Below are 13400 nucleotides of genomic sequence, written 5' to 3'. Positions count from 1 at the left end.
ATCAGCCATCATCGCCATCGCCCTTGGTTCCCTCGCCTCGCCCGCAGTCGCCGTGACGACTCCGACGACCGTGTCTGGATCCGTGCTGGACGAGAACGGCCAACCGCTGAGGGGGGTACAGGTCTATGTCACTAAGACCGGGCCGAAGCTCACGTTCGTCGGCACCACGTTGTCCGACGGAACGTTCACGACCGATCGGCACTCCACACTGACGGCCGGAACCCAGAACATCGTCTACATCGACGGAGCCGAGCAGTACGTCTCGGTCACCCAACCGGTGGCGCTGCAGGTCGGAGCGAATGTCCGTCCTGCTGTGCAGCTGGCCAGGGGTGCGACGGTCGAAGGCACCATCACGACGCCTTCAGGCGTCCCGCTTCAAGGCGTCAACGTCGTGGTCGCGCGGAACAACACCGATCCTCTGGACTTCGACTACATCCAGAAGACCACTCGTCTGAACGGCACCTTCGACGGGGGTGCAATCGGGTCCGGCACGTTCCACGCCTACGTGGGCACTGACGGTCACCACGCGAGCCGCGCAACTGTTGAGGTGCCGGCGTACCCAGGCCCTGACGAGCCGTGGCCACCAGTCCAAGTTGCCGTGACCAATGTCCGGGTGCCCGCCAAGCCGGTGTTGACCGGGGTGTTCACGGGTCGTCGTTCGGTGAAGCTGTACGCGAAGGTGTCGCCGACCTACAACATCGCGAAGCTGGGTACGGGTGCCAAGGTGACGTTCTACGACGGTTCGAGGATCATCCGCAAGAACTTCACACTGGGCTCGAGCGGGCAGACGGCCATTCCGGTGACCGGGCTGGCATACGGCACCCACTTGTTCAAGATCAAGTTCCTCGGCACGCAGGACGTCGCGCCGACGTGGAGCCCGATCCTGAAGGCGCGTGTCCGATGAGAGCCGCGATCACAGCGTGCGTGACCGCGCTCATTCTGGGAGTCGTGGCTCCGAGTGCCGCGATGGCCACAGATCCTGTGTACACGGCGTACGGCCGGGTCTTCCTCGAAGGTACGCCGAGCGGGCGTGGAATCGATGTCTACTTGCAGGAGGACGACTACACGGCTCCGGTCTATGTCGATACCACCGACTCCCAGGGCATGTGGTCGGTCACGGGTGGTCATGAGGTGATGAGCGGCGAGGTCATCTACGTCGACAGCGCGCACCAATACTTGTCTACGGGGACCTTCAGGTGGAGCACCTATGGCAACAGTCGCGAGGCCGAGACGGTCACCATGCAGCTCGGCGCCGCGATCACGGGCCGTGTGTTGGCGCCATCGGGGCGGCCGTTGAAGAACGTCAAGGTGGCCTATCAGCCCCAGTTCGGAGACGGTGCAACGTGGCAGGACCGCACGACGTCGGACGGCGGCTATCTCGTGGCCCCCGTCGCACAAGGCCCGGTGATCGCCAACCTGACGCTCGGGACAACAGTCCACGAGTACGAGCCCGCCTATCTGCCGTTTTCTGAACCCGGTCCCGACGGGGTCGCGCGAGCGGTCGACCAGGACTTCACGGGCATCAAGGCACCCGTCACGATCTCGTTGACCGGCACCTCGCCATCCAAGGGCAGGGCCATCTTGAATGTCTCGGTCAGCGCCGCGACCTACGGGCTCCCCGGTCCGGGCGGCAAGGTCACGATCTACGACAGCACGAGGGTGGTCAAGCGGAATCTGCCGCTGTCCTCGACCGGCAAGGCGACCGTCAGCCTCACCGGCCTCGGACGGCGGTCCCACTCCTTCTGGCTCAAGTTCTCGGGCGCCACCGACACGTTGCCCAAGACCTCGTACAAGCGCAACGTCGCGGTCAAGTAGCCCACGCACGAATCGAGGTTCGTCCGGCCGGAGCCGGACGAACCTCGATTCGTTGAACCCGCCTAGACGAGCGCGGGCTTCGGCGCGTACGCGTCCTCGGCGCTCTTGACGTCACCGAGCTTCTCGAGCCGGCCGCGCAGCTTGAGCAGCAGGGCCGGTAGGAGCACCAGGCGTACGAGCGTCGCATCGAGCAGGATGGCGACCGAGAGGCCGATGCCCATCTGCTTCATCTCGAGCATGCTCAGCGTCGCGAAGACCGCGAACACGGAGACCATCACGGCTGCCGCGCTGGTGACGACGCTGGCCGTCTCGCGGATGCCGAACTCGACTGCGCGGTCGTACGGCAGACCCTGCCGCAGACCCTCACGGACCCGGCTCAGGACGAACACGTGGTAGTCCATCGACAGGCCGACCAGGACGACGAAGCAGAACAGCGGGATCCAGTCGACGACGAATCCGGAGGACTCGTAGTTGAGCAGGCCGTTGAACCAGTCGTGCTGGAACACGAGGGTCAGGACGCCGAACGCAGCACCGACCGACAGCAGGTTGAGCACCGTCGTCAGCATCGCGATCGTGACGCTGCGGAACGTCCAGCCCATCATGACGAGCGTCAGGACCAGCACGAACGCGATGACCCAGGGGAGGGTCGACGACTGGTTCTCGTAGTCGAAGTTCTCCGCAACGGTGCCGCCGACTGCCGTCGTGGTGGCCTGGAGCGCGTCCGTGGCACGCGGGACGATCGAGTCGCGCAGCTGCTTGATCGCGGTGTCGTTGCGGACATCGCCCTCGGGGTGTGCCGCGTACATCGACAGTTCCACGGTGCGGCCGTCCTTCGACACTGTGATGGCGTCGGCGGGGGCCGTCGCGATGCCTGCGTCCGTGGCGTTGGCCTGGACGGCTTCGAGCGCCGAGCGTGCGGCATCGGTGCTGCCCTTGCCGGTGTGCACCAGCACGTCGATGCTGGGCCGCTCCGACGGGAAGCTCTGCTGCATCCGCTGGTACGCCTGCACCGCCGGGATGTCCTGCGGCAGGGTGTCGATCGTGCCCTGGTGCATCTTCATGCCGAACGCGGGGACCGCGAGGGCGAGCAGCACGCCGCCAGAGATCACGGCTGCCGCCACGGGCTTGCGGATGACCGGACGGATCAGGCGACCGCTGATGCCACCCGCGCCGATGCGGCGGTTGAGGCGCCACAGCAGGGGGATGCGGGGACGGTCGACCCAGCGGCCGAGCTTGGCCAGCAGCGCCGGCAGCACGGTCAGCGAGCCGGTCACGGCGACGACGACCACGAGGATCGAGCCGACAGCAAGGGCACTGAAGACCGGTTCCCGGGTGATGAACAGACCCGACATCGAGACGACCACGGCGAAGCCGGAGACCACGACCGCACGGCCCGAGGTCGCTGCGGCGATCTCGATGGCGTCGACGGTGGACCGCCCGCGCATACGTTCCTCGCGTTCACGCTTGAGGTAGAAGAGCGAGTAGTCGACGCCGACCGCCATGCCGATCAGCAGCACGACGTTGGCGACGGTGCCCGAGTCGGGTACGAGGTACGACACCGGGGCGTACAGGCCGAGCCCGGTGAACACCGACGTGATCGCCAGCAGTACCGGGATGCCGGCCGCGATGAACGCACCGAACGCGACGAGCAGGATCAGGAACGTGATCGGGAGGCTCATCGACTCGGCGGAGCCCAGGTCTTCGGCGACCTTGTCGTTGATGCCCGCGTCGAGAGACGCGTCACCGGCCTGCTCGACGTCGAGGGCCGGGTTGGCCTTCTGCACCGCGGCGGTTGCGTCGATCAGTGCCCCGACATGGTCCGCCGCGGCGTCCTCGTCACCGGACATCGTGATCGGCACGAGCAGGGCATCGTGTTTCTCCGACCAGATGGGCGGCCCGACGTCGGAGACGCCCTTGACGTCGGCTGCCGCCTTGGAGACCTGGGTCGCGGCGGCCTCGGCCTTCGCGGTGTCGAGTGAGCCCTTGGGGGCGGTGATGAGGACCGACTCGGTCGGGCTCGCGGCCAGGCCTGCGTCGTCGATCATGGCGGCGGCACGACCCGACTCGCCGACGCGGAAGTCCTCGTCGGCGACCTGCTTGGTCTGGACCGTCATCATGAGGGCGATCGCTGATGCGACGAACGCGACCCAGAGGCCGATCGCGCGCCACGGGTGGGTCGCGCTCCAGCGGGCGACTCGTACGGTGGGGGAGTTCGAAGACATGGTGTGTCCTTCTCTCGTGGTTGACGTTGGCCTCCAGCCTCGTGAATCGCGAGTCGCGTCGACATGGTGCTGGAACCCCGATCGGAAGTAGGCCTGAGTCCACTGTCAGGCGCGGGCCGATGCGCGAGGATTGGGTTGTTCACCCCCACGATTCGGAGCCCCTGTCATGAGCACCACCGCCCCCGCCACCTCGCCGTTCGAGGGGGAGTCGTTCTTCGCCGGCCTGTCGCGCCGGCTGAAGCTGAGCGTCTTGTCGGTCGCGTACGTCCTGCTGGCCGTGCCCGCGCTCGTGCTCCTCTGCGTCCTCACGACGGCCCTCGGCGTCGCGATCGTGGGCGTCGGCATGGCGCTGCTCCTGATCTTCGTGCCGCTCAACCAGCAGCTCGCCAACGTGCACCGCCGGCTCGCCGGTCGCATCCTCGGCATCCGCATCGAGCGGCCCTACCTGCCGACCAAGTCGGTGTCGGGCTTCGGCCTGCTCAAGCGCTGGGTCGCCGATCCGGCTCGCTGGCGGGACTTCGCCTGGACCTACATGTCGGTCACCGTCGGGTGGGCCCTCGCGTGGATCTCGTTCGGGCTGGCTCTCGGCGTGCTCTGGTACCTCGTCTTCCCGTTCGTCTACTGGGTCACCCCCAGCAACGTCTTCAACCAGAACTACGGGATCTACACCCTCGACACGCAGCACGAAGCGTTCTACGAGTGGGGGTTCCTCCTCGTCGCGTTCAGCCTCTGGTGGTGGCTCCTCCCCGTGCTGATGCGCTGGCGTGCTGAGCTCGACCGGGCGATGCTGTCGCCGACGCGGGAGTTCCTGGAGCAGCGTGTCGCCGAGGTGTCGCAGTCGCGTGCCGAGACGATCGACCACTCCGCCGCCGAGCTGCGCCGCATCGAGCGCGACCTGCACGACGGTGCCCAGGCCCGGCTCGTCGCGCTCGGCATGAACCTCGGCATGGCCGAGGAGATGCTGGCCAAGAACCCCGAGGGCGCCGCCGCGATGCTGGCGGAGGCGCGAGCCGTGACGACCTCTGCGCTGGGCGACCTGCGCTCGGTGGTACGCGGGATCCACCCTCCGGTGCTGGCCGATCGCGGTCTGGCCGGTGCGATCCAGGCCCTGGCGCTCGACATGTCGTTGCCCGTGTCGGTCATGATCAACCTCGCCGGCCGGCCGGCAGCGCCGGTCGAGTCGGCCCTCTACTTCGCCACGAGTGAGCTGCTCGCCAACATCGGCAAGCACTCCGGCGCGACGCGGGCGGTCATCGAGGTCACGCACGACGGTGAGGCCCTCAAGGTCCTCGTCGAGGACGACGGCACCGGCGGCGCCTCGGTCAATGCCGGTACGGGTCTTGCGGGGGTCGCGCGACGGCTGGCGGCTTTTGACGGCACGATGGACGTGGTCAGTCCCGTCGGGGGGCCGACGGTCGTCACCCTGGAGGTTCCGTGCGCGTTGTCATCGCCGAAGATCTCGCCCTCCTCCGGGACGGCCTGACCCGGCTCCTGGAGGCGTACGACTTCGAGGTCGTCGCGGCGGTCGAGGATGCGGAGAAGCTCGCCGAGGTGCTTCGGTCCCACGACGCCGACATCGCAGTCGTCGACGTCCGCATGCCGCCGACCTTCACGGACGAGGGCCTGCGGGCGGCGATCGCCGCCCGGGCGGAGCGCCCGGGATTCCCCGTGCTGGTGCTGTCGCAGTACGTCGAGCAGCTCTACGCCCGCGAGCTGCTGGGCAGCGGCGACGGTGCGGTCGGCTACCTGCTCAAGGATCGCGTCGCCGACGTCACGACATTCGTCGACGCCGTGCGTACGGTCGCCGGTGGCGGCACGGTGCTCGACCCCGAGGTCGTCTCGACGCTGATCGCCCGTGCGCAGCCCGACAGCCCGATCGCGCGCCTGACGGATCGCGAGCGAGAGGTGCTCGGCCTCATGGCGGAGGGTCGCTCCAACGCCGCGATCGCCGCCGCGCTGTTCGTGACCGAGAAGGCCATCAGCAAGCACACCAGCAACATCTTCATGAAGCTCGACCTCGACGCCGACGACGACAGCAACAACCGCCGTGTCCTCGCCGTGATCGCCTACCTCCAGGGTTGAGCGAGGGGCGGTGACCTGGTCGCCCATCCCGCCTACGGGCGGTGACATAGTCGCCTCAAGAGGTCGTCGAAAGGCGACCAGGTCACCGCCGACGCGGCCGAAGGGCGACCAAGCCACCGCCCAGGGTCAGGCGTCGATGCGTTCGAGCTCGGCGGGGCCGCCCTCGCTGATGCCGATCCGGTCGTGCAGCTTGCGCAGCGGCTTCGGCGCCCACCAGTTGCGCCGCCCGAGCAGCGCCATCAGCGACGGCACGAGCATGGCCCGGACGATCGTCGCGTCGATCAGCACCGCCAGCGCCGTGCCGATGCCGAGCTCCTTGATGAAGATGATCTGCGACGTCGCGAACGCGCCGAGGGCGATCGCGAACAGCAGCGCAGCGGCCGTGACGATGCGTCCCGTACGTTGCAGGCCCAGGGCGACCGACTCGCGCTCGCCCGCCCCGTTGTCGCGGGCCTCCTTGATCCGGGTCAGCAGGAACACCGCATAGTCCGTCGACAACCCGAACACGACCGCGAACAGGAACACCGGCTGCGACGACTCGAGCGCGCCCTGGCTCGTGTAGTCCAGGAACCCCTCGAACCGGCCGTCCTGGAAGATCAGCACCAGCACGCCGAACGTGGCACTGATCGTCAGCACGTTCATCAGCAGCGCCTTGATCGGCAGGACGACGGACCCGGTCATCAGGAACAGCGTGATGAACGTGAGCAGCGCGAGGATCGCCAGGGCAAGCGGGATGTTGGCGGCGATCGACTTGACCTGGTCGACCTGCTCAGCGCTGGCGCCGCCGACGAGCACCTTGCCCGGCGCGTCGGTGTCGCGGATCTCGCCGACCAGGTCGAGCGTCTTGTCGTCGAGCGTCGTGCCGCTGGGTACGACGTCGAGCTGCCAGGTGTCATCGCCCAGGAACCGCGGCGGCGCGACCTGCGCGACCCCGTCGAGCGAACCGAGCGTCGACGCGTACGTCTCGAGCTCGGACTGGTCCGACTCCGGGGCGGTGACCGCGACGATGACGGGGGAGGACTCGGCGCCGACGAAGTCCTGGCGCAGCACGGTGTCGACGGTCTTCGCCGGACTGCCGTCGGGCAGCACCGTGGCGTCGACGCCCGTGAACTTCACGCCGAGGAACGGGGTGCCGAGCGCCAGCAGGATTGCGGCACCGGCGATCGCGGTGCCGACTGGGAAGCGCATGACGAACTTCGACACGCGATACCAGAAGCCCTGCACCTCGGCCCGCGACTCGGCGATCTGAGCCTCACGCCAGCGGCGAGGCGCGAGCGCGTTGACCCGGTGCTGCAGCACGGCGAACAGCGCCGGCAGCACGATCAACGACACCGCCGCGGCGGCGAGGGCGACGACCGTCACGCCGATGCCCATCGAGTAGAGGAAGCGCAGCGGGAAGACCAGCAGCGCGAGCCCGGCGCCGGCGACGGTCACCGCCGAGAAGGCGACGGTACGTCCGGCCGTGGCGACGGTACGGCGTACGGCCTCGGCGCCCGGCCCCACCCGCTCGAGCTCCTCGCGATAGCGCGAGACGAGGAACAGCGAGTAGTCGATCGCGAGACCGAGGCCGAGGCCCGTGATGAGGTTGAGCGCGAAGATCGAGATGTCGACGAACTCGTTGATGCCGCGCACGATCAGCAACGACGTGACGATCGTCAGCCCACCGACCAGCAGCGGCAGCAGCGCGGCGACAGCGGACCGGAACACCCACAGCGACACCAGGAACAGCAACGGGAACGCGATGAGCTCGGCCGTCACGAGGTCGCTCTCGACGTGCTCGTTGACCTCTTGGTACGCCGGGCCGAAGCCGCCGACGCGCACGCCGTCGACCCGGCCGAGCTCGTCGCGCAGGTGCTCCGTGGTCTTGTCGGCGTCGACGCCAGACTTGTAGATCGCCGCGAAGTACGTCTGTGTGCCGTCCTTCGAGACGAACTGCTTGCCCATCTCCGGCCCACCGACGACCTGCTTGACGGACGGGTCGGAGAGGATCTCCTGGGTCTTCTCGATCGCCGCCTTGTCGTCGACGTCGACGAGCGCGATCAGGCTGGGCGAGGCGTCCTGGCCGGCTGCCTTCTCGATCTGGTCGATCGCCTTCGCACTGCTGGCGCCGGTGTCGGAGAACGAGTCGTTGTCGCTGTTGAGCAGCCCGGCGACGGGCCCGCCGAGCACGCCGGCGAGGACGAAGAACAGGACGGTCCCGCCGAGGACGCGGCGCGGGTGGGTGTTGGCCAGGCGGCCGAGGGCGTTGAACATCAGAACTCCTTTGCGACGGCGAGCGGGTCGCCGTACAGCTCGGTGAGGTCGAGGGCGGCCACCACGGTGAGCAGCATCCCTTGGGCCATGAAGTCGCGGACCTCGTCCGCTGTCGCGCCGCTCAGGGCGGCGATGTCCTGCCAGATCTCGCGGTAGGTCCGCTGGGCGACGTCCTTGATCGCGGGGTCGGAGCCGGCCGCCCAGGTGTGCAGCTGGCACCGCATCGAGTTGACGTCGTCGTTCATGAAGCCGATGTAGGCCATCGCCATTGCCTCGAGCGGTGACGTACCGGGATCGCGGTTCTCGGCCGCCTCGCGGAAGGTCTTGCGGAGCTTGAGCGTGTGGTGCTCGATCGCCGCACCGATGAGTCCGGCCTTGGTGCCGAACAGGCGGAACAGGTAGGGCTGGGACACCCCGGCGCGCTCGGCGATGACCTCGGTGGAGGTCGCGTGCATGCCGGAGCGGCCGTACTCCTCGATCGCTGCCTCGAGGATCAGGACCTTGCGATCCTCGGACTTCATACGCGTTGCGGGTGCCATGCGGATTAAGTTAGTGATGACTCACAAACTTGTCAATCATCTGTTTTGTGAAACCTTGTGCCGGCCGACGAATCCGTCGATACGCTGACGCACTGTCGCAACCATCGGAGGATTCGCATGTCCCGTCATCTTCGCCTGCTCGCTGCCCTGGTGGCGGCGTTCGCGCTGGCCACCGCCGGCCTCGTCACCACGTCGGCACAGGCGGTCACCACGGTGTCGGTCTCAGGCCGGGTCGTCGACGCCAACGGCGTGGGCGTACGCGGACTGAGCATCAGCGCAGAACGTGGCGATGAGGACGATGAGGACTATGCCGACCTGGGCCTCACCCGGACGGGCGGCACGTTCAGCTCCACGGGATACGGCGGCCTCGCACCCGGCACCTGGACGCTCGTGGTGTCGGACGACGACGCGAACCCCGAGTACGCGACGACGTTCAAGAGCGTGACGCTCGTCGCCGGAGCCAACGCGCTGGGCGACATCGTGGTCCCGCTGTCCTCGAACGCCGAGGGATCCGTCACGGCTCCGTCCGGTCGCAAGCTGACGAACGTTCAGGTCCTCGCACTGCCCGGAGACGGCACCTTCCCTGACGAGCCCGACTCGTCGTTCTTCTACAGCCTCGGCTTCGCGGAGACAGACACCGCAGGCGACTTCCGCATGCCGGGACTCTCGGTGGGGCCGTACACGGCGTTCGCGGTGTTCGAGGAGGACGAGGAGCTCCCGACGCACCACGTCGCGTTCGACGTGGCGACTCCGGGTCAGACGGTCACCGGCGTCAACCTGACGGGCATCAAGGTCCCGCCGTCCGTACGCATCAAGGGCACGTCGCCGGCCAAGGGCAAGGCCACGCTCACGTTGACGGTGAGCGCCGCGCGCTACGGAATCGCCAACCCGGGTGGTCGGTTCGACCTCTACCTCGGTTCGAAGAAGATCCGTTCCGCCGTCGGATTCACCAACGGCAGCCGCACGGTCCACCTGATCGGACTCGCCAAGGGCAAGCGCACCTTCAAGTTCAAGTACCTCGGCTCGACCGACACGCGACCCAAGTGGTCCAACAAGATCACCGTGACAGTCAGGTAGCCGACAGGCCTGCGCTCTGGCGGTGCGTGGCTCTCGCTGCCATGCTCAGGGACGGAAACAGGAGGTCTGCATGGCACTCGTCGAGGTCAACGGCGCACAGATCAACATCGAGGACACCGAGGCACCTGTCGGCCGGCCCGATGCGGCGACGGTCGTGTTCGGCCACGGGCTGCTGTTCAGCGGGCGAATGTTCGACGACCAGGTCGACCGGCTGGCTCCGCGCTATCGCTGCGTGACGATCGACTGGCGCGGCCAGGGCCGGTCGCCGGCGGCCGACGGTGGCTACGACATGGACACGCTGGCCGACGATGCCGCCGCGATCATCCAGGAGCTCGCGCTCGGCAAGGTGCACTGGGTGGGACTGTCGATGGGCGGATTCGTCGGCATGCGGCTGGCCGCCCGGCGCCCCGAGCTGATCCGGTCGCTGAGCCTGCTCGACACGAGCGCCGGCCCCGAGGATCCGGAGAAGGTCGGCCAGTACCGCCTGCTCGCCAAGATCTACGGCCTGTTCGGCCTCGGGCCCGTGCAGTCGCGGGTCAAGCCGCTGCTGTTCGGACGGACCTACCTCAACAGCCCGGAGTCCGAGCCCCAGATCGAGGCGTGGCTCAACGAGGTCAAGGCCGCCAAGCGGTCCGGCATGAAGCGGGCGATCTACGGTGTCACCGACCGTGAGCCGATCGCCGACGAGCTGGGCAACATCACCGCGCCGACCCTCGTGGCGACCGGTGCCGACGACGTCGCCACCCCGGTCGCCAAGGCCGAGGACATCCACAAGCTGATCCCGGGCTCGCAGCTCGAGATCGTGCCGAACGCCGGTCACTCCAGCACGATCGAGCAGCCTGACGCAGTCAGCGATCTGCTCGAGGCGTTCATCAACCGGAACTGACCGGCGGCTCGAAGACCCACGGCTGCTTCGGCAGCTGTGCAGGATCGAACGACTCGAGCAGCTCGCGCGGGCTCGCGCCCGTGAGGCCGAGCGAGTCAGTGATGAGTGCGAACACGTCGACGCCGGCCTCCCGGAGCTCCGCGTACGTCACCGCGCCGTCGCGCTTCGCGAGTCGTTGGCCGGCCCCGTTGAGCGCCAGCGGCACGTGGACGTACGTCGGCGGGGTCGCCCCGAGCAGGGTGGCGAGGTAGGCCTGGCGCGGTGCCGAGGCCAGCAGGTCATCGCCGCGGACGACCTGGCCTATGCCCTGGCCTGCGTCGTCGACGACGACCGCGAGGTTGTAGGCCGGGACGCCGTCGCCGCGCCGCAGCACGAAGTCGTCGACCGCTCCCTCGTATGTCCCGTGGATCGCGTCCTGGACCGTGAAGGTCGCGATCTCGCTGCGGAGCCGGAGTGCCGCTGGCCTCTCGGCCCGCCTCTCCGCGCGCTGGGCCTCGGTCAGGTCACGGCAGGTTCCGGGATAGGCGCCAGGCGGGTGATGCGGTGCGGTCGGCGCGTCGAGGATCTCCCGGCGCGTGCAGAAGCATTCATATACCCGGCCCTCGTCCCGGAGGCGGGCGATCGCTGCCTCGTACAGACCGAGGCGCTCGGACTGGCGCACGGGCGAGCCGTCCCAGTCGAGGCCGAGCGCGCGCAGGTCGTCGAGCTGGCGCTGCTCGGCTCCGGCGCGTACGCGGTCGAGGTCCTCGATCCGGATGAGGAAGTCGCGCCCGGAGTGCCGCGCCCACAGCCATGCCAGGAGCGCCGTGCGGAGATTGCCGACGTGCAGGTCGCCCGACGGCGAAGGGGCATAACGGCCGGCGCTCATCCCTCCAGTATGTCGGCGAGTCCGCGGGTGACGGAGAGGTGCAGGTCCCACTCGCACGGCGCGCGCGGGCCGAGTTGCGCGACTAGGCTCGATTCATGGCCGAGATCCACACGCCGGATGAGCCCGATTCGGTCGCGGACCGCCCGATCGGCACGCGATCGTTCATCTACGGCACCAAGACGCTGGCGACCGCGGTGGTCGCGCTGATCCTGACGATCGCGAACGGTGGTGACACCGAGCCGGCGTTCTGGGTGCTGGTGTCGGCCGGCGTGCTCGGGGTGATGTTCAGCCTGATCGAGCGCACCACGACCCGCGGCGCCGAGGTGGTCAGCCATCGCCGGGTCAACCTCGACGTGCTCGGCACGGTCGGGCTCGCGGTCGTTGTGAACCTCGTCATCCACGTCGCCCAGCGCTGAGCCGAAGGAGGGTCAGGGCAGGGGCTTCTCGTAGTGCTTGTAGACCGTGTCGGCCTCGTAGCCGCTGCGGTCGTACACGGCCTGGGCGCGCAGGTTGGTGTGTGCGGTCGACAGCTCGATCGCGACGGCTCCGGCGTCGACGGCCAGGGTCGCTGCGGTGTCGAGCAACGCGTCGACGGCGCCCGTACCCCGTGCCTCCTCTGACACGTAGAGGTCGTTGAGGATCCAGATCGGCGCCAGACGGGTCGACGAGAACGCCGGGTAGATCTGGCTGAAGCCGACCGCCACGCCGTCGTCATTGCGCGCGATCAGCACGATCGACTCGTCGCGCGCCAACCTGCTGGCCAGGAACGACGCCGAGACGTCCAGGTCGTACGGCTCGCCGTAGAACTCGCGGTACGCCGCGAAGAGCGGAGCGGCCTGGGAGACGTCGGAGAGCTGGGCGCGGATGACCTTCACGGGAACAGCGTCCCACGCCCGGGCGTCGGCCGGATAACACCCGAGGGCCCAGATCGTTGATCGCGGTAGAAGCCGGGGGGCCCGACGAGGAGGCACTCATGGACGAAGCGATCCGCGACTACGCACGTGGCTTGGCGATCATCGCCGCCCTGGTCCTCGTCGCCCTGGCCTTCGTCGCCAACCCGATGCCGTGGTCGCCCCTCGGTCAGACGACGAATCAGGGTCAGCAAGGCGGCGGCAACGGAGCCCCGTCGATCGACCTGTCGCGCTTCGACATCCCGGATGGCTGGGCGCCCGGCGAGGGCACCCGGCTCGTCGTGCCGACTGCGCCCGGCACGCGCACCTGAGCGCTATCCGCAGAGCGTCCGTACGAGCTGCAGGCCCTCGGGCGTACCCGGCCAATGTCGCTCGAGTGCTTCGGGACCCGCAGCGCGTACGACCGAGCGGAGCACCAGCGCGACGATCACGACGTCGTCGGCATAGCCGATCACCGGGATGAAGTCGGGCACGAGGTCGATCGGCATCGCGAGATAGCCGAGCAGCACCACGAGGCGCACGCGGACTCCACGCGGCAAGGTCGTGTCGCCGGCAAGCCGCTTGATGAGTCGCAGCAGGTCGGGCACGAGCCGGACAGCGTTCCGCACCGTCATGTCGTCGGGCTTGGCTCGCCAGAGGATGACCAGCAGTGCCACCCAGACGAGCATGAGGCTGCCGGCGCAGGTCCCCGCGATCGCGACCCAGTTCGGCACGTCTCGCATCCTGTCATCCCGAAGGGCCTTGTGG

The 13400-nt window shown here is 68.2% G+C and carries 14 protein-coding genes; 8 read left to right on the top strand and 6 right to left on the bottom strand.

Features of this window, described 5'->3' with window-relative positions; all coding sequences use genetic code 11:
* Positions 1 to 82 precede the first annotated feature (82 nt).
* Together ESP70_RS14105 and ESP70_RS14100 are read left to right on the top strand one after the other, a co-directional pair.
* On the top strand, positions 83 to 904 hold the full coding sequence (locus ESP70_RS14105; RefSeq protein ID WP_149689962.1) for a hypothetical protein: 822 nt from the start codon (positions 83 to 85) through the stop codon (positions 902 to 904).
* Between the two features lie 20 nt (positions 905 to 924).
* Positions 925 to 1815 (top strand): Ig-like domain-containing protein, encoded by an 891-nt coding sequence (locus ESP70_RS14100; protein ID WP_188110641.1) that lies wholly within the window; start codon positions 925 to 927, stop codon positions 1813 to 1815.
* Positions 1816 to 1877: 62 nt separating this feature from the next.
* Here the strand turns inward: ESP70_RS14100 and ESP70_RS14095 are convergent, their stop codons facing one another.
* Positions 1878 to 4037, bottom strand: a complete 2160-nt coding sequence (locus ESP70_RS14095; protein WP_149689960.1) for an MMPL family transporter — start codon at positions 4035 to 4037, stop codon at positions 1878 to 1880.
* A 166-nt stretch (positions 4038 to 4203) separates the two neighbouring features.
* On the opposite strand from ESP70_RS14095, the gene ESP70_RS14090 reads away from it, so the two are divergent.
* Entirely contained in the window at positions 4204 to 5520 is a 1317-nt protein-coding gene (locus ESP70_RS14090) for a sensor histidine kinase (RefSeq protein WP_149689959.1), read from the top strand.
* Complete coding sequence (locus ESP70_RS14085) at positions 5472 to 6119, top strand: response regulator (RefSeq protein WP_149689958.1); 648 nt, start codon at positions 5472 to 5474, stop codon at positions 6117 to 6119. The genes ESP70_RS14090 and ESP70_RS14085 overlap by 49 nt, the downstream gene beginning before the upstream one ends.
* A gap of 126 nt (positions 6120 to 6245) precedes the next feature.
* Here the strand turns inward: ESP70_RS14085 and ESP70_RS14080 are convergent, their stop codons facing one another.
* Both ESP70_RS14080 and ESP70_RS14075 read right to left on the bottom strand, forming a co-directional pair.
* Positions 6246 to 8372 carry an MMPL family transporter gene (locus ESP70_RS14080; RefSeq protein ID WP_149689957.1) on the bottom strand — a complete coding sequence of 709 codons (2127 nt, stop codon included), beginning with the start codon at positions 8370 to 8372 and terminating at the stop codon, positions 6246 to 6248.
* Positions 8372 to 8911, bottom strand: a complete 540-nt coding sequence (locus tag ESP70_RS14075) for a TetR/AcrR family transcriptional regulator (protein WP_149689956.1) — start codon at positions 8909 to 8911, stop codon at positions 8372 to 8374. Before ESP70_RS14075 ends, ESP70_RS14080 begins: the two co-directional genes overlap by 1 nt.
* 117 nt (positions 8912 to 9028) lie before the next feature.
* Between ESP70_RS14075 and ESP70_RS14070 the strand changes: the two genes are divergently transcribed.
* Both ESP70_RS14070 and ESP70_RS14065 read left to right on the top strand, forming a co-directional pair.
* A complete protein-coding gene (locus ESP70_RS14070; protein WP_149689955.1) occupies positions 9029 to 9988 on the top strand; it encodes a carboxypeptidase-like regulatory domain-containing protein in 960 nt (319 codons plus the stop codon).
* Positions 9989 to 10058: 70 nt separating this feature from the next.
* On the top strand, positions 10059 to 10874 hold the full coding sequence (locus tag ESP70_RS14065) for an alpha/beta fold hydrolase (RefSeq protein ID WP_149689954.1): 816 nt from the start codon (positions 10059 to 10061) through the stop codon (positions 10872 to 10874).
* Here the strand turns inward: ESP70_RS14065 and gluQRS are convergent.
* Positions 10861 to 11742: a tRNA glutamyl-Q(34) synthetase GluQRS gene (gene gluQRS, locus ESP70_RS14060; protein WP_149689953.1), complete on the bottom strand. Its 882-nt coding sequence runs from the start codon at positions 11740 to 11742 to the stop codon at positions 10861 to 10863. The two genes, ESP70_RS14065 and gluQRS, sit on opposite strands and share 14 nt — an antisense overlap.
* Before the next feature lie 95 nt (positions 11743 to 11837).
* On the opposite strand from gluQRS, the gene ESP70_RS14055 reads away from it, so the two are divergent.
* The gene (locus ESP70_RS14055) at positions 11838 to 12158 is read left to right on the top strand and encodes a hypothetical protein (protein WP_149689952.1); all 321 of its coding nucleotides are present in this window, start codon (positions 11838 to 11840) and stop codon (positions 12156 to 12158) included.
* A 12-nt stretch (positions 12159 to 12170) separates the two neighbouring features.
* On the opposite strand, the gene ESP70_RS14050 is transcribed toward ESP70_RS14055, so the two are convergent.
* Positions 12171 to 12617: a GNAT family N-acetyltransferase gene (locus tag ESP70_RS14050; RefSeq protein ID WP_188110640.1), complete on the bottom strand. Its 447-nt coding sequence runs from the start codon at positions 12615 to 12617 to the stop codon at positions 12171 to 12173.
* 98 nt (positions 12618 to 12715) lie between these two features.
* On the opposite strand from ESP70_RS14050, the gene ESP70_RS14045 reads away from it, so the two are divergent.
* Positions 12716 to 12964, top strand: coding sequence for a hypothetical protein (locus ESP70_RS14045; protein WP_149689950.1), 249 nt, complete (start codon positions 12716 to 12718; stop codon positions 12962 to 12964).
* Positions 12965 to 12967: 3 nt separating this feature from the next.
* On the opposite strand, the gene ESP70_RS20690 is transcribed toward ESP70_RS14045, so the two are convergent.
* Positions 12968 to 13366, bottom strand: a complete 399-nt coding sequence (locus ESP70_RS20690; protein ID WP_425458394.1) for a YkvA family protein — start codon at positions 13364 to 13366, stop codon at positions 12968 to 12970.
* Between the last annotated feature and the right edge of the window lie 34 nt (positions 13367 to 13400).

It is taken from the genome of Aeromicrobium ginsengisoli (genome assembly GCF_004134905.2).
Classification (GTDB): domain Bacteria; phylum Actinomycetota; class Actinomycetes; order Propionibacteriales; family Nocardioidaceae; genus Aeromicrobium; species Aeromicrobium ginsengisoli.
The sequence above is the reverse complement of the archived record's forward strand: the minus strand, read 5'-3'. Positions and strand labels throughout refer to the sequence as shown.